This is a genomic window from Tardiphaga sp. P9-11 (assembly GCF_008329525.1).
In the GTDB taxonomy this organism is placed as follows: Bacteria; Pseudomonadota; Alphaproteobacteria; order Rhizobiales; family Xanthobacteraceae; genus Tardiphaga.
In genome coordinates this window covers 605,938-623,371 of record NZ_NPKQ01000002.1, presented here as the reverse complement: position 1 = coordinate 623,371, position 17,434 = coordinate 605,938, and the positions used below count along the sequence as shown (strand labels likewise).

The 17,434-nt window shown below is 61.3% G+C and carries 22 protein-coding genes; 11 read left to right on the top strand and 11 right to left on the bottom strand.

Translation table 11 applies throughout. The annotated features are described in order from the left end of the window. Positions 1-149 precede the first annotated feature (149 nt). Positions 150-1,274, top strand: coding sequence for an MFS transporter (locus CIW50_RS09315; RefSeq protein WP_149531576.1), 1,125 nt, complete (start codon positions 150-152; stop codon positions 1,272-1,274). On the opposite strand, the gene CIW50_RS09310 is transcribed toward CIW50_RS09315, so the two are convergent. Continuing rightward, positions 1,271-1,657, bottom strand: coding sequence for a GrlR family regulatory protein (locus tag CIW50_RS09310; protein ID WP_246664204.1), 387 nt, complete (start codon positions 1,655-1,657; stop codon positions 1,271-1,273). The two genes, CIW50_RS09315 and CIW50_RS09310, sit on opposite strands and share 4 nt — an antisense overlap. 79 nt (positions 1,658-1,736) lie before the next feature. On the opposite strand from CIW50_RS09310, the gene CIW50_RS09305 reads away from it, so the two are divergent. Then, positions 1,737-2,168, top strand: coding sequence for a DUF3574 domain-containing protein (locus tag CIW50_RS09305; protein ID WP_246664203.1), 432 nt, complete (start codon positions 1,737-1,739; stop codon positions 2,166-2,168). Here CIW50_RS09305 and yidD read toward each other — a convergent pair. After that, positions 2,165-2,503 carry a membrane protein insertion efficiency factor YidD gene (yidD, locus tag CIW50_RS09300; protein ID WP_149530961.1) on the bottom strand — a complete coding sequence of 113 codons (339 nt, stop codon included), beginning with the start codon at positions 2,501-2,503 and terminating at the stop codon, positions 2,165-2,167. The genes CIW50_RS09305 and yidD overlap by 4 nt on opposite strands. 237 nt (positions 2,504-2,740) lie before the next feature. Between yidD and CIW50_RS09295 the strand changes: the two genes are divergently transcribed. Beyond that, positions 2,741-3,679, top strand: a complete 939-nt coding sequence (locus CIW50_RS09295) for a COG3904 family protein (protein WP_246664242.1) — start codon at positions 2,741-2,743, stop codon at positions 3,677-3,679. Positions 3,680-3,690: 11 nt separating this feature from the next. Here the strand turns inward: CIW50_RS09295 and CIW50_RS09290 are convergent, their stop codons facing one another. Further along, positions 3,691-4,155 (bottom strand): iron-sulfur cluster assembly scaffold protein, encoded by a 465-nt coding sequence (locus tag CIW50_RS09290; protein WP_149530960.1) that lies wholly within the window; start codon positions 4,153-4,155, stop codon positions 3,691-3,693. 265 nt (positions 4,156-4,420) lie between these two features. On the opposite strand from CIW50_RS09290, the gene folE reads away from it, so the two are divergent. Both folE and hisI read left to right on the top strand, forming a co-directional pair. Then, positions 4,421-5,128: a GTP cyclohydrolase I FolE gene (gene folE, locus CIW50_RS09285; protein WP_149530959.1), complete on the top strand. Its 708-nt coding sequence runs from the start codon at positions 4,421-4,423 to the stop codon at positions 5,126-5,128. Positions 5,129-5,230: 102 nt separating this feature from the next. Then, entirely contained in the window at positions 5,231-5,671 is a 441-nt protein-coding gene (gene hisI, locus CIW50_RS09280) for a phosphoribosyl-AMP cyclohydrolase (protein ID WP_149530958.1), read from the top strand. Between the two features lie 18 nt (positions 5,672-5,689). Here the strand turns inward: hisI and CIW50_RS09275 are convergent, their stop codons facing one another. Then, positions 5,690-6,385, bottom strand: a complete 696-nt coding sequence (locus CIW50_RS09275; protein WP_149530957.1) for a hypothetical protein — start codon at positions 6,383-6,385, stop codon at positions 5,690-5,692. Between the two features lie 227 nt (positions 6,386-6,612). Here CIW50_RS09275 and CIW50_RS09270 point away from each other — a divergent pair, with 227 nt between their 5' ends. Continuing rightward, entirely contained in the window at positions 6,613-7,602 is a 990-nt protein-coding gene (locus CIW50_RS09270) for a transglycosylase SLT domain-containing protein (RefSeq protein ID WP_149531572.1), read from the top strand. A gap of 300 nt (positions 7,603-7,902) precedes the next feature. Continuing rightward, a complete protein-coding gene (locus CIW50_RS09265) occupies positions 7,903-9,075 on the top strand; it encodes a DUF2336 domain-containing protein (RefSeq protein ID WP_149530956.1) in 1,173 nt (390 codons plus the stop codon). A gap of 168 nt (positions 9,076-9,243) precedes the next feature. Here CIW50_RS09265 and CIW50_RS09260 read toward each other — a convergent pair whose 3' ends face one another. The 5 genes from CIW50_RS09260 to CIW50_RS09240 all read right to left on the bottom strand — a co-directional run bounded on the left by CIW50_RS09260 (position 9,244) and on the right by CIW50_RS09240 (position 13,453). Beyond that, on the bottom strand, positions 9,244-9,825 hold the full coding sequence (locus CIW50_RS09260; protein WP_149530955.1) for an Hpt domain-containing protein: 582 nt from the start codon (positions 9,823-9,825) through the stop codon (positions 9,244-9,246). 22 nt (positions 9,826-9,847) lie between these two features. Further along, a complete protein-coding gene (locus tag CIW50_RS09255) occupies positions 9,848-10,393 on the bottom strand; it encodes a response regulator (protein WP_068731951.1) in 546 nt (181 codons plus the stop codon). Positions 10,394-10,480: 87 nt separating this feature from the next. Then, complete coding sequence (locus tag CIW50_RS09250; protein ID WP_149530954.1) at positions 10,481-11,260, bottom strand: NAD kinase; 780 nt, start codon at positions 11,258-11,260, stop codon at positions 10,481-10,483. Between the two features lie 122 nt (positions 11,261-11,382). Beyond that, positions 11,383-12,771 (bottom strand): serine hydrolase domain-containing protein, encoded by a 1,389-nt coding sequence (locus CIW50_RS09245; protein WP_149530953.1) that lies wholly within the window; start codon positions 12,769-12,771, stop codon positions 11,383-11,385. Positions 12,772-12,889: 118 nt separating this feature from the next. Beyond that, positions 12,890-13,453, bottom strand: a complete 564-nt coding sequence (locus tag CIW50_RS09240) for a tetratricopeptide repeat protein (protein ID WP_149530952.1) — start codon at positions 13,451-13,453, stop codon at positions 12,890-12,892. A 280-nt stretch (positions 13,454-13,733) separates the two neighbouring features. On the opposite strand from CIW50_RS09240, the gene CIW50_RS09235 reads away from it, so the two are divergent. The 3 genes from CIW50_RS09235 (at position 13,734) to CIW50_RS09225 (ending at position 15,190) form a co-directional block, all read left to right on the top strand. Continuing rightward, positions 13,734-14,021 (top strand): His-rich protein BRANT, encoded by a 288-nt coding sequence (locus tag CIW50_RS09235; RefSeq protein ID WP_197738357.1) that lies wholly within the window; start codon positions 13,734-13,736, stop codon positions 14,019-14,021. 201 nt (positions 14,022-14,222) lie between these two features. Then, positions 14,223-14,654 carry a hypothetical protein gene (locus tag CIW50_RS09230; protein ID WP_502707416.1) on the top strand — a complete coding sequence of 144 codons (432 nt, stop codon included), beginning with the start codon at positions 14,223-14,225 and terminating at the stop codon, positions 14,652-14,654. 59 nt (positions 14,655-14,713) lie between these two features. After that, positions 14,714-15,190 (top strand): TspO/MBR family protein, encoded by a 477-nt coding sequence (locus CIW50_RS09225; protein WP_149530950.1) that lies wholly within the window; start codon positions 14,714-14,716, stop codon positions 15,188-15,190. Here the strand turns inward: CIW50_RS09225 and CIW50_RS29005 are convergent. After that, complete coding sequence (locus CIW50_RS29005) at positions 15,183-15,464, bottom strand: hypothetical protein (protein ID WP_172980277.1); 282 nt, start codon at positions 15,462-15,464, stop codon at positions 15,183-15,185. The genes CIW50_RS09225 and CIW50_RS29005 overlap by 8 nt on opposite strands. On the opposite strand from CIW50_RS29005, the gene CIW50_RS09220 reads away from it, so the two are divergent. Then, entirely contained in the window at positions 15,433-16,152 is a 720-nt protein-coding gene (locus CIW50_RS09220) for an outer membrane protein (RefSeq protein ID WP_149530949.1), read from the top strand. The two genes, CIW50_RS29005 and CIW50_RS09220, sit on opposite strands and share 32 nt — an antisense overlap. Before the next feature lie 882 nt (positions 16,153-17,034). Here CIW50_RS09220 and CIW50_RS09215 read toward each other — a convergent pair. After that, entirely contained in the window at positions 17,035-17,415 is a 381-nt protein-coding gene (locus CIW50_RS09215) for a winged helix-turn-helix transcriptional regulator (RefSeq protein WP_149530948.1), read from the bottom strand. Between the last annotated feature and the right edge of the window lie 19 nt (positions 17,416-17,434).

The following is a 17,434-nucleotide window of genomic DNA, read 5'->3' as shown; positions in this document are numbered from 1 at the left end:
ACGAGCGGTATAGCAGCCGATTCGGGCGTTGCAACACCAGTCTGGCCGACCTGAGTTGCGCGCTTGGCTTACGGTTTGACTTGCATGCAATTGCATCCATAAGATGCGGTATCTTGACAGTTTCCCGCCCTTACGCCCCCACCGCACTCATGATCGGCAATTTCGTCACCGGCATCGGCCTGCTGGGGCCGACGGCGATGCTCGGCGAGTTGTCGGCCGGTCTCGGCGTCACCATCCGCGAGGCGGGACTGCTCATCACCTTCGGCGCAGTGATGCTGTGCATCTGCTCGCCCTTGATGTCGTGGCTGACCAGCCGGATCGAGCGGCGGCACATGTTGATCGGCGTCATCGCGGTCGTGGCCGTGTGCAATCTCGCTTCGGCTCTTGCGCCCAATTATGCCGTGCTGCTCGCTATCCGACTTGTGATGTGCATCGTTGCGGCACCGTATACGCCGCAGGCGGCAGGCGTGGTCGGCATGTTGGTGCGGCCGGAGAAGCGCGGCAGCAGCGTCGCTTACGTCTTTCTCGGCTGGACTCTTGCCGCTGCGGTCGGTCTGCCGCTGGTGGCGTTCATTGCCAGTCGCTTCGGCTGGCGCGAGGTCTATGGCTGCGTCGGCGTAATGAGTTGCATCAGTCTTGTGTTGCTGGTGTGGCGGATTCCGCGCGGGCTGTTCGGCGCCACCGTCGATCTCAGCACATGGTCGTCGCTGGCGCGCAACCGGCTCGTGCTGTTGTTGCTGTCGATCACTATGCTGCAGATCGCCGGGCAGTTCTCGATCTTCACCTTCATGGCGCCGCTGCTCGAACGTCTCGCGGGCGCAGGGCACGATGCAGCGGCATCCGTCTTCGCGATCTACGGCGCCTGCGGTTTTCTTGGCATCATGACGGCGACGCGGATCGTCGATAGCTGGGGGCCGCTGAGGACTTCCATTCTATCGACGTCGCTGGTGTTGGTTGGCATGACGGTCTGGACGCTCGGCGCAGGCCATCTGCCGGTGATGGCGCTCGGTGTCGCGATCTGGGGGCTCGGCTTCGGCGCCATCACGTCGATGCAGCAGGTGCGCTTGATCATGGCGGCCCCGGCGGCGGGAGCGGCGTCAGTCTCGCTCAATACGTCGATGCTCTATGTCGGCCAGGCGATCGGATCGGGCATCGGTGGTGCGCTGTTCGCCGGCGGATACTTCCACGCGTCGGGGTTTGTCGCGATGGGGTTCCTGACGACGGCACTGGTGGCCATCGTGTTCAGCCGTAGAATGTCGGGACGGGACGCTTAGTCGCAGATACGGGTCAGTTGCGCCTTGAACGGCACGCCGGGCAATTGCAGCGCACTGCCTTCGAAATCGAGCAGGTCACCATTGACACGGCCGGTCAGTGCCAGTGTGACACCTTCAAAGCCGAAGACTGACTTGACGCTCTGATCCGGGTTGTAGCGTTTCGATGATACCTTGACGGAGATGGTTTCGCCTTTGTTTTGATAGTTGCCCATGAAGGCGAAAGCGGAGTTTCCACCGCGCAGCTTTCCGCCGATTGCATAGACGACGCCGGTTCCGATGCCATGAATAGTGTGAAAATGTACTTCGTATAGGCCGTCTTCCACCTGCGTGCCCCGGGCAATGATGTTGAGTGAAGATGAATTGGCGAGATAAAGTGGTAGCACCCTATGGTATCAGGTGTTGTTCAACAATCCCGTCGACCGACATTCTCGTAGAAATGGCTATGATCGTTTGGGGTTTCCGGTGCTGCGACATATCCGCCAACTGATTTCCGCATGCATTGCTGCATTAACGGTCAGTATGCTGATGAGCGGCTGTGCATGGCTGCCGCAAACGTGTCTGCCACCGTCGCATACGATGGTTTCTGCGGAGATGATCTTCGGTCGCAACGTTGGGGATCGGCCTGGCGTCAGCGAATCTGCATTTACAAATTTCGTCGCAAGGGAAATCACGCCCCGGTTTCCCGATGGTCTCACCGTCATCGATGGAGACGGGCAGTGGCGCGATGGCGCGCGCAATGTTGATGTCCGGGAGCGAGCAAAGGTCGTTCTGATCACTTTCGTGGATGACGCACAGAAACGCGCCGGTCTCGTTGCCATCGCGGAAAGCTATAAGCAGCAGTTCAGTCAGCAGTCCGTGCTCACAAAGGTCGGCAATGTCTGTGCGAGCTTCTAGTTTGTGCTGCCATTGATGCCGCGCCAGCGCGCGTAGCGCCAAGGTGTGTACCAACGCGCATCGGGCGACAGCTTGGCCGGCACGTTGTCGATGCCCGAAGTGCCCCATGGTTGGCAGCGGAGCAGCCGCGCCAGTGTCATCCAGCCTCCGGCCCACAATCCATAGCGCTCGATTGCTTCGTCGCCATAGACCGAGCAAGTTGGAAGGTGACGGCAATTGTATCCGACCAGCGGCGACAGCGTGTGGCGGTATATCCAGATCATGCCGCGACCGGCATTGCGTGGCAGCCGTTGAATAGTACCGGCGCAGTTCGGGCACATGGATGAATGTTTCATGGTCGGATTGCTATCAGATCAGCCGGGTTTTGCTCGGTTCCTTTGCATGGAACCCACCTACTTATGCATCGGGGACACACCTGCCAACTTATCGCATGCAGTGCAGCAAAAGTAACTGGACGCTGCGGCGAAGCCGGTTAGGTTTTCACTTAACGCCTGTGTGACAGAATCATGAGCGTTGTTTGGGGCCGTTGCCACTGCTCACGAGAGTGCGGGGAAGGAACCGACTTGGGACGTATGAGGTCGTTTCGATCAGGCAGTTCGGCGCTGTTTCGCGCCGCGGCCTTTTGCATCGTTCTTCCCGGACTCGGGGCCGGCCTGCTGGCTTCGGTCACGTCCTCTGCCCAAGCTGCAGCTGTTCTCGAAGAACGCAAACTCCCGATGCGCTTCACCTGGGTCGCCTGCGAGCCGGATTGCCGTGGCTGGATCGGCGCGGTTGGCATCGTTACAGGCGACACCGTCAAGGACTTCGACGAATTCGCCAAGACCCGCGATCTGACTGACGCTACGGTCGTGCTGGATTCCAGCGGCGGTTCGGTCAATGACGCCATCACCATGGGCCGGCGCTGGCGCAAGCTTGGTCTGCGCACCACCGTCGGAATCACGGTCGACCTGCAATCGTCCTCCGGCGTGATGAAGCCCGCAGTGCTGCCGCAGGCCTATTGCGAATCCATGTGCGTGTTTTTGCTGCTGGCAGGCAAGACCCGCTATGTGCCTGAGGAATCCCATGTGCGCGTCCATCAGATCTGGATGGGCGACCGCGCGGACGATCCCAAGGCTGCTAGTTATACGGCAAACGATCTGATGATCGTCGAGCGGGATATCGGCCGTCTCGCCAAATACACTTTCGATATGGGTGGCACGGGCGATCTCTTGTCATTGTCCCTCAGCGTGCCGCCGTGGGACGATCTGCATCGGCTAACGGAAGCCGAATTGAAGCTGACCAACCTGGTCACGACTCATACTGTCGATGATGTGTTGCCGGAGTGGCGCGAGCAGGAGACGCCGGTCGCATCATTGGTGCCGAAGTCGGTACAGGATCGTTTCGTAAGCGGGCCGGAGAATGAAAAGACCCCGGTTGCGTCGGCGCCGGTCGTGTCTTCGACGAAGTCGACCAAGACGGCCGAGGCCTCTGTGCCGACTGGCGGCGTCGTATCGGCACAGTCAGGGAAATAGCCGCGCTGGCGTTACGCCGGCGTCGGCTGGTCAGTTTTGGTGTCGGACTTGGCTTCAATCTGCCCGATGGCGTCCACGACCGCATCGAATGTGAGGAGCGTCGAGGCGTGACGCGCCTTGTAATCGCGGACCGGTTCGAGCAGGGCGATATCTGCCCACTTTCCATCCGATGGCGGTGCGCCGTTTTCCTTCAGCATCTTGCGCACGGTCTCGCGCAGCGCACGTAGCTCTTCGGCGGTTGAGCCGACCACATGGCTCGCCATGATCGAAGACGATGCCTGACCGAGGGCGCAGGCCTTCACGTCATGGGCAAAATCAGTGACTATGTCGCCGTCCATTGTAAGGTCGATCTTCACGGTCGACCCGCACAGCTTGGAATGGGCGGTGGCCGACGCATCGGGGGCGGGGAGGCGGCCTAGCCGGGGAATGTTACCGGCGAGCTCAATGATGCGCTTGTTGTAAATGTCGTTCAGCATCTGATTCGGACCTTAACTGTGCCCTCAAGCGCTGGGATCATGCCCTTGGCGCTCGTGGAACTGGACCCTATATAGGGTGACAGCCCGGCCAGGAGAATGCCGGGCATTCCCCAGATCGCCGGAATTTGAGAATTCAGTTCGGCGGGCTTGGTGTTATTGTCGGAAGACAATGTTTTATTGACGGACTCAGGCGTCCGGCGGCCCGGCCGCCCCGTCTGCCCGGTGACACTCCGGCCTCCCATGGGGCCGGTCGAACGGAGTAAAGATGGACGCAGTGATCAAGCCGCTTCGCGGCAAATCCCCCGATGGTAAGCCGACTGAGAGCAAGGCGCAGGAATTCCGGCCGGCGCAGCTCGATCCTGCCGAGTTTCTGGCCGCCGCCGTCAATCCCGATCAGCCGCGTCCGTCGCGCGCCGAGGCGGAGCATGCCGTGCAGACGCTGCTGGCCTATATCGGCGAAAATCCGCAGCGCGAGGGCCTGATGGACACGCCGCGGCGCGTGGTCGAAGCCTATGACGAGCTGTTCCAGGGCTATCATCAGTGCCCGGCCGAGGTCCTGAACCGGACCTTCGGCGAGACTGCGGGCTATGATGATTTTGTGCTGATTCGCGACATGGCCTTTGTCTCGCATTGCGAGCATCACATGATGCCGTTCTACGGCAAGGCGCATATTGCCTATACGCCGGTGGAGCGCGTCGTCGGTCTTTCCAAGCTGGCGCGCCTCGTGGATATCTTCGGCCATCGGCTGCAGACCCAGGAGCATCTGACCGCGCAGCTCGCTGCCGCCGTCGATGAAGTGCTGAAGCCGCGCGGTGTCGCGGTGATGGTTGAAGCCGAGCACACCTGCATGTCGGCCCGCGGCATCCGCAAGGAAGGCTCGCGCACCTTCACCACCCGTTTCACCGGCAACTTCCGCGACAATCCTGCCGAGCAGGCGCGGTTCATGTCGATGATCCAGTCCATGTCGCGTTAAACGATTGTCGCGCTGATCGCGCGGCGATGGCGATTTGCTGCTAGAGTGTCGGGCGCATCATGCGCCCGATTTTCGTTTGACGACCACAGCGAGAGATTTTCCGTGTCCAACACATCGCACGCGCACAGCCACGATCTCGAAGAAGGTCTCGCGCTCACGCCGAAATTCGACGCCGCCGGTCTCGTCACCGTCGTGACGACCGACGTGGCGAATGGCGATGTGCTGATGGTGGCGCATATGAATGAAGAAGCGCTGCGCAACACCATCAAAACCGGCGATGCTTGGTATTATAGCCGTTCGCGCAAGGCGCTATGGCGCAAGGGCGAGAGCTCGGGCAAGACCCAGCGCGTGGTCGAGATGCGAATGGATTGCGACCAGGATGCGATCTGGATCAAGGTCGAGCAGATTGGCGGAGCCGCCTGCCACACTGGCCGTCGCTCATGCTTCTACCGCGCGATCACCAGGGGCGAGGCTGGGGCAGCTAAGGTCTCGTTCATCGATGCGGACAAGGTGTTCGATCCGGCGTCGGTCTACAAGAGCTGAACAGGCTCCGATCTCAGGTCACACCAGCCGGCCGGCAAAATCCTGCCGGGATTTGGCGGCGTTGATGCCGGTTGGATCGGCTATCATGTCGATGTAATCGACGGCCGCCGACCGGAGTTTTCCGTCCTTCATGGTCATGACGCCGGACAGGGTCTGGATGTTCATCGAGCGGATATTGTAGTTCTTCCAGGCTTCCGCTTGTTTCGCTTCGCTATTGGTCGATTTTTTCTGCTCGTTGTAGAGATCGAGCGAAGCTTGCGCCGCCTTCAGGGCATTCAGGCCCGAGACTTCTTTCATCTCCTTGGCAAGTGCAGGATCGTCGCTGAACATCTTCTCGATCTTGGCTTTCCAGGGGCCTTCGGCAGTCAGGTTGCCGAATTTGTCGACCTTCATATGCGTCGCATACTCCGGCGGGATATTCATTTTCTCGAATGCTTTCGAAAGGCGGTCGGCCAGAGCGTCGGTCCGCTTTGTCAGCATTTCGTCGAACGTATCGGTGAGCCCTTCGGTCGCGGCCTGATCGGCCTTGGCCTTCTCAATGATCGCCTTGGCGCGGTCGGAGAGTGACACGAAGGCAGCAGGGGCTTGCGATGCGGATGCAGGCTTGTCGGATGTGACGGATGGCTTGGCGGGCGCAACGGCGGCGGGGGTCGCTTTGTCCCACGGTTGCGTCGACGTCGAATGCGCGTTTCCGCCATTTGCGACCGCAACCATGGTGATCTCCATTCCCGCCGCCGACGGGAACAAATCCCCGTCAGACACATACGGAAACATCCTCGCGTTAATGCTCTGTAAAATATGCAACCAAGGATGGAGGTATTGGGCGCCAAAACCGTCTTAGCGTTTCGTTAACCATGAATGTCCCACTGTGTCCGCGGCTTCCGCACGGCTGGCAGGGCACGATTCCCGGCGGTCGTTTTGCGGCAGCGGGGCACCACGACATGGCGGTCGACGCGACCAACCTCGCATCAGCACTCTCGGCAACGCGCAGTCAGGTGACCGGCGCGATCAAGAATGCTGCCGGCAGCACCGGCACGAGCTTCGAATATCTGCTCGCCACCGCCAAGATGGAATCCAACTTTAATCCCTCAGCCACGGCATCGACATCTTCGGCCAAGGGCCTGTTCCAGTTCATCGAACAGACCTGGCTTGGCACCGTGAAGGAAGCTGGCACGCAACTCGGTTACGGGAAATACGCCGACGCTATTACCAAGTCGCCGTCGGGCTCCTATTCGGTGAGCGATCCCGCCGCTAAGGCCGAGATCCTGAAGCTGCGTGATGATCCGGTTGCGAGCTCGGCCATGGCCGGTGTGCTGACGCAATCCAACGGTTTCAAGCTCACGGGCGAGATCGGTCGCAGGCCGAACGACTCCGAACTTTACATGGCGCATTTCATGGGCGTCAGCGGAGCCTCAAAACTGATCAACAATGCGGCGAGCAATCCGAACGCGTCGGGTGCCGCGCTGTTTCCGAATGCCGCCGCAGCGAACCGTTCGATTTTCTACGATCAGAGCGGCAGCGCGCGCAGCGTGTCGCAAGTCTATTCGGTATTGTCGTCGCGTTATGACAGCGCTGCGAACTCCACAGCGACGCGGACGGCAATGGTGTCCGCGGGCGTCGTGACGGCGCAGGCGGTCGCGCCGCTGACGCCTGCCAGCAATGCGACGTTCCTATCGCGCTTCCCGGATCTGAGCACGGCGCAAGTTGCGAGTTTCGCATCTGATCAGTCGTCGACGGCTGTGCAGGAACAGCCGATTTTCCGGTCGCTGTTCCAGGGCGGCGATCGTGCGCAACCTGTGTCGCCGGCCGTACAGGAATTGTGGGGCAATCGGACGTCTCTGACGTCCACGTCGCTGCCGAAGGCACCTGAAGTCGGTGTGCCCAAGCCGCTCGATCTGTTTAGCGATCGCGCCGGGACTTTCAGTAGTTAAGTCGTGCGCTGACGTAGTTCGGCTGAAGCATGGCGCAGTCCGAATTTGATCCCGCAGGCCTGAACTATACTTTCAAATACACTACTATCTTCCGATGACCGTATGCCGGATTGCTCCGCGTTTTATTCGCACGCAGATTTCCGGGGCAGGCCGCGCATTTCCCCGCATGTCCGATCCCTTAACAAAACCTCAATAAGCCCAAAAGCTTATGGTGAACCGTTTGTTAAGCGGCATGGTTTATTTTCTCTGACAGTGGCATCGCGTTTCGGTGTTGATCTTGTTGCGTAGGCTGGCAGAACCATGATTGTTCGGCAGTTCATCAGTTGGGTACGGACCGCTCCAGCCAGCGAGCGGGCAGAGGCAACGCGCTCTTTGGCGCGGGCCTGGATTTTTTCTGATCTTTCAGACGACGACCGTGCTGCCGCCGAAGGCGCGCTACTGATGCTGCTCGATGATGCGTCCCCGCTGGTGCGCCAGGCCATGGCGCAGGTTTTCGCCCGCGCGCCATCGGCGCCCCCGGCCATCGTGCAGGCGCTGTCGGTGGATCAGCCCTGCGTGTCGCTGCCGGTGCTTGAACATTCGCCGCTGCTGATCGATGCCGATCTGGTCGACATCGTCGCCACCGGAAACAGCGAACTGCAATGCGCCGTCGCGCGCCGCATCAATCTGCCGATCTCGATCTGCGCCGCCATTGCCGAAGTCGGCTCTGCCGCTGCAGCGCTCGAACTGATAGAAAATCCGTATGCCGAACTGGCGCAATTCTCCTGGGACCGTATCGTCGAGCGTCACGGCCATCTTGCAGCCATCCGCGAAGCGATGCTGGCCCTTGACGACCTGCCGGCCACGACGCGTCTCGCGCTGGTGGCCAAGCTCTCCGAAACGCTGACCCGTTTTGTCGTCGCACGCAACTGGCTGTCGCCGGATCGTGCCGAGCGCATTGCGGACGAGGCCATGGCGCGCTCGACCGTCAATATCGCATCGCGCTCGCGTGGCGACGAGATGCGTGATCTCGTACATCACCTGCGCGAAGCCGGACAACTGACCGTCGGGTTGATCCTTCGCGCCCTGCTGTCAGGCAATCTCGAGCTGTTCGATCAGGCGCTTGTAGAACTGTCCGGCCTGCCGCAGAGCCGCGTAGCCGCGCTTGTCTATGATGGCGTCGGTGCCGGGCTGAACGCATTGCTCGCCCGCGCAGGACTGCCGGAGTCGACATTCCCTGCCTTCCGCGCTGCGCTCGCGGCGCGCAACGAGATCGGTTTCATCGGCTCCGTCGGCGGCGCCGTGCGGTTGCGTCGTCGCATGGTCGAGCGTGTGTTGACGGTGTGCGAGACCGATGAGGCGGCGTCGGAGCCGCTGCTGGTCTTGCTGCGACGCTTCGCGACGGAATCGGCGCGTGAGGAAGCGCGCGTGTTCTGCGATGAATTGGCCGAACAGGCGAATGCGCGCGACGAATATCAGCTGATCGCGGCGTAAGCTCACAGAGCGAATCATTCCGGGGCGCGAGAAGACGCCGAAGGGGTCGGAACGCGAACCCGGAATCCCGATATGTTTGGCGCTGTCGGAGACTCCCATGCTGGGATTCCGGGTTCAGCTCAATCCGCTGCGCGGCTCGCGCTGCCCCGGAATGACGACTGAGAGCAATTATTCCTTCGGCACGATGCTCGGCGCCGAAATCATCTCGAGATGATCCGGTCGATCGCGATTGACGACCGTCAGATAATCATCCGCGACGGTACGCAGGCGGGCGCTGAGTTCGTTGGCCACGCCGGCCTTCTCGATGGTGTTGTGTTCGCGCACGATGGCCTGGATCGCATCGATGTGATGCTGGATCAGATCCGGTGGCACGACGGCGAGATCGGGGGCGTGTTCGAGAATCCGGCACAGGCTCTCGGCGGCCACGCCGGCGGCTGGAAAGCCGAAGGTCGAGGCATCGCCCTTGATGTCATGCGCCGCACGAAACAGCTCGCCGCGGGTTTGCGGATTGAAGCCCTTTTTCAGGATCGCGGCGTGTGCTGCGGCGAGGCGGTCGCATTCGCTGCGCATCCAGGTTTTGAACTCACCGGAGAGATTGGCCAGAGCCTGTTCGGCGCGCGCCACGGGATCGTCGAGCTCGCGATCGATGACGCGGCGGATCGCGTGCTTCAGTGTGTTCGGCGGCGTGATGACCTGATGATCGGCGAAAGCCTGCACCTTCGGCGGCGCCGGCGCTTTGTTCTTGGCCATGGTCGTTTCTCCGAACATTGCGCTAGCCAGTGACACGGGCTTTATCCAGCAGCGACGGCTGCTGCAGAACCTCGGCTTCACCGCCATTGCGGCGTTCCGGTCCGATATAGGCGACGGTGGTGTTGCGGCGGCGGTCGGGCCCGAAATAGTTCTTCGTCTTGATGAAGGGGCGGGGATGCGCGACCACGCTCATGATGCGCAGATAGAGGCCCTTGGCCGAGATCGGCTTGGCCAGAAATTCGGTGACGCCGGCATCGCGCGCCATGGTGATGCGGCGCTTTTCGGAATGGCCGGTCAGCATGATGATCGGCGCGTAGGGATTGCCCTTGGAATCCGGCTGCCGGATCATCTGCGCCAGTTCCAGCCCGTCGAAAATCGGCATCGCCCAGTCGGCGATCACGATGTCCGGGACGTAGTGGCTGTACATTTCTAGCGCGGTGGCGCCGTCCTCGGCTTCATAGACTTCGCGGGCGCCGAACGAATGCAGCAGCGTGCGCAGGATGCGCCGCATGTGCGGATTATCGTCGCAGACCAGAAAACGCAGCTTGTTGAAGTCGATACGGAACATGATGCGGCTCGAACCGGGCAGGGACCGTTACCCGATGTTAACCATACCGCAGCGCGTCTTAACGAATGGTTGAGGCGGGCAGGCGCCTCAATATCCGAACTGCTCGCTGAGGATACGTTCCTCAAGACTGTGGCCGGGGTCGAACATCATGCGCATCGAGATCGACTTGTCGGAGATGATCTCGACCCGCCGGACGTCGCGGGCTTCCTCGTTGTCGGCGACGGCGGCCACCGGGCGCTTTTCGCCTTCCAGCACCTCGATTGCGACGATCGCGGTATTGGGAAGCAGCGCGCCGCGCCAGCGCCGGGGACGGAACGCGCTGATCGGCGTCAGCGCCAGCAGCGCGGCATTGATCGGCAGGATCGGTCCCTGCGCCGACAGGTTATAGGCCGTGGAGCCGGCCGGCGTAGCCACGAGGATGCCATCGGCGGCAAGTTCGGCCATCCGTTCGCGTTCGTCGATGAGGATGCGCAGGCGCGCCAGCTGATGCGTTTGGCGAAACAGCGAGACCTCGTTGATGGCATGATGGATGTGTACGCCGCCATGGACGTCCGTGGCGCGCATCAGCAGGGGGTTGATCAACGTCTCGCGCGCCGCGGCGAGGCGCGCATGCAGATCAAGCGTCGAGAACTCGTTCATCAGGAAACCGACGGTGCCGCGATGCATGCCGTAGATCGGTTTGCCCGTGCGCATGAAGTCGTGCAGCGTCTTTAGCATCAGTCCGTCACCGCCGAGGGCGACGATGATGTCGGCGGTTTCCGGGTCGGCATTGCCATAGAGCTCTGTCAGCTGGTCCAGCGCTGCTTGCGCTTCCATGCTGGTGCTGGCCACGAAGGCGATCCGGTCATAGCGCTTGGACGGGTTCATCAGGGGATCGCCGGCTCATGCTGCGTGATTGCGCGGGGTCGTCTAGCCGACCTCGCGGGGGCTTGTCGAGCGAAAGGATAGCAGGTCTTTCAGATGGTCGGGCAACAGCGAGCGCCGCATCGTTAACGGGCCGAGCGGCGCCCAGTTGCTCCATATTTGCGCTCCATCTCGGTTGCCACGGTTTTCTCCGGCCTCCCTTTGCCGCCCGCAAACCAGACTTCAGCCACTTTGCCGGCCTTGCTGCGGGTGCGGCGCACAGCCTCGCCATGGCTGGCATAGCCGGCGGCGAGTGAAATCCGGCCGGTGTCGCGGCCGGTGATCGTGATTTCCGTCGCATCCAGGAACGGATTGAAGCCGTGCGGATTGCCGACGAGGACGATGTCTCCCATGGGAACGAGATCGAACGCGCCCCACGAGGTCCACCACCGCCCGGTCCAGTCGCGGACCCGCCGTTTCGGTGCGCCGCGGGTCGCGAAGGCCCGTAGGATATGCATGGCGCCATCGACCCAGAAACCGGCCCAGCCATCGGTGGCGTTGGTCAGGATACTGATGGTTATATCGCAGGTGGGGATGACGCAGGTCCGCGAGATATAGCCCTGCAGTCCTCCGCTGTGCCCGAACCAGTCCCAGCCGCCCAAATTACCGCTCATGATGCCGAGGCCGTAATATTGCTCGAGGCTCGCGTGCGGATTGCGCCAGTGTTTCCGGGTCATCTCCCGCCGGCTGCCAGCGGATAGCACGCTGCGCTTTGCGTTAGGTGCGAGTTGCGCGAAGTAACGTGCGACGTCTGCCGCCGTGCTGACGAAGCCACCGGCGGGCCTGATTGCGTTTTCGAGATAGTCTCCGGGGACGACGAGGCGGCGGCCCACGGGAAGCCGGGGTGTGTGACCGCGCGCGAACGGCGTGCCTCTGGTGAGAGGCATGTCGGATTGAGTCTCGCGCAAACCAGCCGCTTCGACGATTTCGCGCTCGATCCAGGTGCGATAGGGCTCTTTGGTGATGGCTTCGATCACAAGGCCGAGCAGGCCGAATCCGTGGTTGGAATATTTGAAGCGGGAATTGGGCTCGATGGTGGGTGGCGACTTCAAATCGGCAATCAATTCCTCGGTGCTGAGGAACGGCCGGCTGTCGGAGTACTGTCCGCCTGCAGTGCCATCGCGGGTAAGGCCGGCGCTGTGGGAGAGAATTTGCGCGATGGTGGTTTCTGCGACTTGGGGATGCAGACCCTTCACATGCTGACCCACGGGATCGTCGAGGCGCAATTTGCGCTGTTCGCGAAGTTTCATGATCCCGGCCGAGGTGAAACTCTTCGAATGCGACGCGATGCGAAAGCGGTGACGCGGGGTCAGCTTTTCACCGGTGGCGAGGTTGGCGTGGCCGAACGCATATTCCGCGACGATCGTGCCGCGATGCGCGATGGCCACGATGCAGCCGGGCTGCTGCGATGCCCGCACCTGAAATTCGATCCAATCGTGGATGTAGGCGCAGGCCGGCTTTAACCAGGGATCCATCGGAGCTCTCATGATGTCAGGAGTAGCAAGAGACGGCAGGACGATCACAGGTTCTCTCAGGTAAAACAAAGCCGGCGCGTCCGAAGGATCGCGCCGGCTGACCAATCCGCGAACGGGATCAGTAGGTGAGACCGGTGCCTGGCGCCTTTTCCAGCGCGGCAGCGAGCGATTTATATTCGGCTGAATCCTTGCCGCTCAGCATCGCGATCTTGTTGAGATGATATTGCGCCTGATCGCGGTTGCCCTGTTCGACCTGCCACAGACCGTAATACTGCCAGGTACGGACATGGGCCGGGTCGGCCTTCAGCGCGCGCTCGTACCAGATCTGCGAGACCTTGTAGTCGCCGAGCTTGCGATAGGAGTAGCCGATCAGGTTGGCGACATCGGCGCGGTCGCCCTGGCCGAGCGCCTTGAGCTGCGTGATGGCGGCCGTGTAGTCCTGTTTGTCGTAGATCGTCGCGTAGGCCGCGCGATAGTTGGCCAGGAACGCGGCATTCTCGGTGTTCGAATTCCTGGTCTCGCTCTTTTTCTTCTTGTCCTTGGTGCCCTTGGTGTCGGTCGCCGGCGGCGGGGTAGGGGTATCGCTGCCGCCCGCGGCATAGGCCGGGGTCAGAGACGGGGTGGCGGCAACGGCCACGGAAAACATTGCCAGCGTCGTCAGCCTGATCGCGAGGTGGGTCATGCAGCGCTCCTGTTTGCAACGGCAATAATCTGACACGGAAGTCACAGGTTGTGAACACCGGGCGTAGGTGTTCATTCCCGCTCTTGCCGATATTAGGCAGCAGAGTTGGGGCAGCAGGCCTGACCCAGCCGATCATGACGGGGATGTCACCGAGATGAACGAAGTCTGTCGGGTGTCCTCAGGATGGGTTCAGCGCGGTCCCGCTAAACCTGTCGGCATGATCGACAAGCCCGGCCATCCGACCGGTCAACTTCGTGATCGACACCGACAGGAGACGACCATGTTGAAGATGTTTTCCGCTGCTGTGATTGCCGCATCCATTATCGCAGCCCCGGCCATGGCGGCTGGCTCCGACCGCGCCGCCACGACGCACAAGGTCGCGACGACCGAGCGTCATGTGCAGCCCGGCGCGCTGAACGCCAATGCGAAGATGATGCATCGTCATCATGACTATCGGCATCATCACCGCCACGTGCGCCCGCATGCCCACTTCCACAAGAAGCTGGGCATGAGCCACATGTACAAGCACACCGCCATCAAGACCACAGTCGTGCATAAACGCGGCTGAGGGGGCTTCGCGGTCGCGGCCTCATATTGCCCAGCCGCGATCGCGGAGTTTCAACGGCTGGCCCGCTGCTCCTGTCCCCAGGTGCGGCGGGCCGGTTCGTCTGTGCAGGTCCGTCACCGAGATGCGAATTCCAATTCCGGGGCGAACCGTCTAGGACAGGCATGATGGGGACAGGCCTGCGCAAGTGAGACGGCACGACGGATGAGACGGCATTTGAGGATATCTTCGAGACGGGCAGCAGCGGTGCTGTTGCCACTGTGGCTTGCAGCATGCGGAGGAGGCGGCGCCGGCGGCATCAGCTTCACGGATGATCAGGGCGTTGCCACGCAGCCATTCCCGACCAGTTATCGCACGGATCTGCTGGCGTTCTTCAAGACCTATCTGAACAATCCGGTCGGCGTTCGTGACGCCATGATGGCCGAGCCGGTGCAGCGCACCGTCGGCGGCCGGCTGCGTTATGTCAGCTGCGTGCGTTACACGGCGAAGGATTTCGACGGTAAATACACCGCGCCGCAGGAGCGCGCGGTGTCCTATGTGGACAAGCGGCTCGATCGGATCGTCGAGAATCCGGCGGAGGTCTGCGCCGGCGCAACCTACGCGCCGTTCCCCGAAATGGAAAAGATGACACGGTAGCGCGTGACGCGTCCGACGAGGTCAAATCCAAGCGCAGCGGCGCACTCAACGGAGCATCGATGACCATCAAATCCTTTGGCCGCCTGGTGCTCTGCCTCGCGATCTGCCTTGGTGTTGGCGTTGCGGGCTCGCTGTCGACAAAGCCCGAAATCGCCGGGTGGTATGCCGGCCTCGCCAAGCCGTCCTGGACGCCGCCGCCTGTCGTGTTCCCGATCGCGTGGACAACGCTTTACATCCTGATGGCTATCGCGTTCTGGCGTCTGTGGGATCGCGCCGCGCCGTCAGCGCTGCGCGGCCGGGCGATGATCCTGTTTGCCATTCAGCTCGCGCTCAATGCCGCGTGGTCGCCGGTTTTCTTCGGCTGGCATGGCATCCGTACCGGCCTCGTAATCGTCGCGCTGATGGTCGTTACGATCACTGCCACGATCCTGTCGGCGACGCGTGTCGATCGAATTGCGGCCTGGCTGCTGGTTCCATATCTCTGCTGGGTGCTCTATGCGAGTACCATCAATGCTGGCGTCGTCGCCCTCAATTGACCGCAACACTGCCGCAAGATTGCCGCAGCCTGAAGCGGGTATCCAGACACTGAAAAACGCGATCAAGTTCGTGTGAGCATTGAACCAAAAGCGCTTCTGCTCCGCCTGAAAATGAATAAATCAAAAAGTGTTGCTGCTTTGTCGCAGTCGGCAAACATCGATGTGGCAACGCCTGCCGTGAAGCAACCAAACTGCCGCCACGTTGTTTTTCGATGGTCAGTACGCAACACAGGGGAACAACCATGAAGAAGCTTTTGCTCAGCGCGTCGGCCATCGTTGCCGTGGCCGCGATCTCGTCTTCAGCCTTCGCTGCCGACCTTCCGGCGCGGACCTATACCAAGGCCCCGGCCTATACGGCGCCGGCGCTGGTCTACAACTGGACCGGTTTCTATATCGGCGGCCATCTCGGCGGCGCCTTCGGTGACGGCAACAGCCTCGTCGGCGATAGCGGCCGGTTCATGGGCGGTGTGCAGGGCGGCTTCGACTATCAGTTCGCCACCAACTGGGTGATCGGTGTTGAAGCCCAGTACAGCTGGCTGACGAACAGCAATACCAGCCTCGTCTTCCCGAATGGCACGACTATCACGGGCGGCGGTAACGATCAGCTCGGCTCGGTCACCGGTCGTCTCGGTTACACTTGGGGTCCGGCGCTCCTGTACGCCAAGGGCGGTTATGCCTGGAAGGACAACAACAACCTGACCATTGCTGCCTTGGCTCCCGCGGTCGCGGTGATCGATGGCAACAAGAAGGACGGCTACACTGTTGGTGGCGGTCTCGAATACATGTTCTCGCCGAACTGGTCGGGCAAGGTCGAATATCAGTACTACAACTTCGGCAACACCACGATCACTTCGACGGCCATTCCCGGCGGCTCGACGAGCTTCAACAACGACGAGCACACCATCAAGGCCGGTCTGAACTATCGCTTCGGCTGGGGTGGCCCGGTAGTCGCCAAGTACTGAGCAAGTACGAAGCCGATTCAATCTTCGACGGAAAGGCCGGCATCACGCCGGCCTTTTTGTTTGTGGGGCGGCGTCGTTGTGCCGCTGCGAGTGTGGCGCCGATAGCGCGTCACGTCTTCACAGATTCAACTGTCAAACAGCCACTGCTCTTCAGACATGCGTCATCGCCCCCATTGTTTGCGGCGCGGGGGCGCCGTCGTCTCCTGCATTCCCGCCCTCCTGCGAGAGGGCGTGCGGAACGCCGGGTGCCCTTTGCACCCTTGGGCCTGATGCCATGCGGTCTTCCGCAATAGTGAATGCATCAGGACTTTCGGAGGCGCCGAGCAAGTGCCCGACGTTCCGCCTGCGGTGTTTTTTCGGTTGCTTGCACTTTGCCTCGACGAACGCTCCGATCGCGAATTAAAGTCCCAAGGCGATGGGAAGGGAGCCTCAAGCGACTAGGCCGAACGCGTTTCGATTTGGTCGTCCGTCACACTGTCCAGGAGTCTTTCCATCCCAAGGTCGGCCGTCTCCTTACCAGTGGCAGTGCTGGCGCAGATCCGTCCTGCCCGAAGACAGACGTCCCCCGTGAACCGCGTGACGCCGCATCTCCGGCGTCCACCGCATCCCACCCCGCGAACGTGACGATCGCGATCGCCCCTCTCGGTGGGGCAGGACGGATCGGAATATAAACCTGATACGGATGTTGTCAACGACGGATAGGAAAAAATGTTTAAGCGCCGTCTTGCCACCCCAAACTGTCATTCCGGGGCGCGGGCGCGCCTTCGCGCACGTGAACCTCAGCCACTCCAATTGGAGTGGCGGGGAAGCCCAGCATGGGAGTCTCCGTAGAGCCAAACACTCCGGGATTCCCGCTACTTCCGACAGAGAGTGTCGCAGGATTCAGTCGCCCCTGGGCTTGCGGCCACGCGCACGCGGCTTCGCCGGTACGGTCTTTCCATACTTGTTCCACCAAGCCGTGAGCGCTTCCATCGTGGGGCCGAGCCCGCGCGCTTTCTGCGTAATCTCATATTCGACCCGGAGCGGCACTTCTGCGAACACGGTGCGTGATATCAGACCGTCGGATTCGAGCTCGCGGAGTTGTGCCGTGAGCATGTGCTGGGTGATGCCGGGGATCGCCTTTCGCAGCTCCCCGAAGCGGTAGACCCGCTGATTGAGCAGCCACATGATCTCAAGCTTCCACTTGCCGGAGAGTAGTGCGAACGCACGCCGCATCTCTTCGTGCATGTTTTTCTCTTTATTGACCACGGTCTGCTTTTCCATACTTGCATCAAGTTATTCA

What these genes read in the sequence shown, in the direction of transcription:
- CIW50_RS09275 (WP_149530957.1), bottom strand. Translation starts at nt 6,385, where the DNA reads ATGGTTGCGGTCGCAAATGGCGGAAACGCGCATTCGACGTCGACGCAA.
- CIW50_RS09290 (WP_149530960.1), bottom strand. Translation starts at nt 4,155, where the DNA reads ATGCTGAACGACATTTACAACAAGCGCATCATTGAGCTCGCCGGTAAC.
- CIW50_RS09215 (WP_149530948.1), bottom strand. Translation starts at nt 17,415, where the DNA reads ATGGAAAAGCAGACCGTGGTCAATAAAGAGAAAAACATGCACGAAGAG.
- CIW50_RS09265 (WP_149530956.1), top strand. Translation starts at nt 7,903, where the DNA reads ATGATTGTTCGGCAGTTCATCAGTTGGGTACGGACCGCTCCAGCCAGC.
- CIW50_RS09235 (WP_197738357.1), top strand. Translation starts at nt 13,734, where the DNA reads ATGTTGAAGATGTTTTCCGCTGCTGTGATTGCCGCATCCATTATCGCA.
- CIW50_RS29005 (WP_172980277.1), bottom strand. Translation starts at nt 15,464, where the DNA reads ATGGCCGACGCGCTGAGCAAAAGCTTCTTCATGGTTGTTCCCCTGTGT.
- yidD (WP_149530961.1), bottom strand. Translation starts at nt 2,503, where the DNA reads ATGAAACATTCATCCATGTGCCCGAACTGCGCCGGTACTATTCAACGG.
- CIW50_RS09255 (WP_068731951.1), bottom strand. Translation starts at nt 10,393, where the DNA reads ATGTTCCGTATCGACTTCAACAAGCTGCGTTTTCTGGTCTGCGACGAT.
- CIW50_RS09260 (WP_149530955.1), bottom strand. Translation starts at nt 9,825, where the DNA reads ATGGCCAAGAACAAAGCGCCGGCGCCGCCGAAGGTGCAGGCTTTCGCC.
- CIW50_RS09240 (WP_149530952.1), bottom strand. Translation starts at nt 13,453, where the DNA reads ATGACCCACCTCGCGATCAGGCTGACGACGCTGGCAATGTTTTCCGTG.
- CIW50_RS09270 (WP_149531572.1), top strand. Translation starts at nt 6,613, where the DNA reads ATGGCGGTCGACGCGACCAACCTCGCATCAGCACTCTCGGCAACGCGC.
- CIW50_RS09220 (WP_149530949.1), top strand. Translation starts at nt 15,433, where the DNA reads ATGAAGAAGCTTTTGCTCAGCGCGTCGGCCATCGTTGCCGTGGCCGCG.
- CIW50_RS09250 (WP_149530954.1), bottom strand. Translation starts at nt 11,260, where the DNA reads ATGAACCCGTCCAAGCGCTATGACCGGATCGCCTTCGTGGCCAGCACC.
- CIW50_RS09295 (WP_246664242.1), top strand. Translation starts at nt 2,741, where the DNA reads ATGAGGTCGTTTCGATCAGGCAGTTCGGCGCTGTTTCGCGCCGCGGCC.
- CIW50_RS09245 (WP_149530953.1), bottom strand. Translation starts at nt 12,771, where the DNA reads ATGGATCCCTGGTTAAAGCCGGCCTGCGCCTACATCCACGATTGGATC.
- CIW50_RS09315 (WP_149531576.1), top strand. Translation starts at nt 150, where the DNA reads ATGATCGGCAATTTCGTCACCGGCATCGGCCTGCTGGGGCCGACGGCG.
- CIW50_RS09230 (WP_502707416.1), top strand. Translation starts at nt 14,223, where the DNA reads ATGAGACGGCATTTGAGGATATCTTCGAGACGGGCAGCAGCGGTGCTG.
- folE (WP_149530959.1), top strand. Translation starts at nt 4,421, where the DNA reads ATGGACGCAGTGATCAAGCCGCTTCGCGGCAAATCCCCCGATGGTAAG.
- CIW50_RS09225 (WP_149530950.1), top strand. Translation starts at nt 14,714, where the DNA reads ATGACCATCAAATCCTTTGGCCGCCTGGTGCTCTGCCTCGCGATCTGC.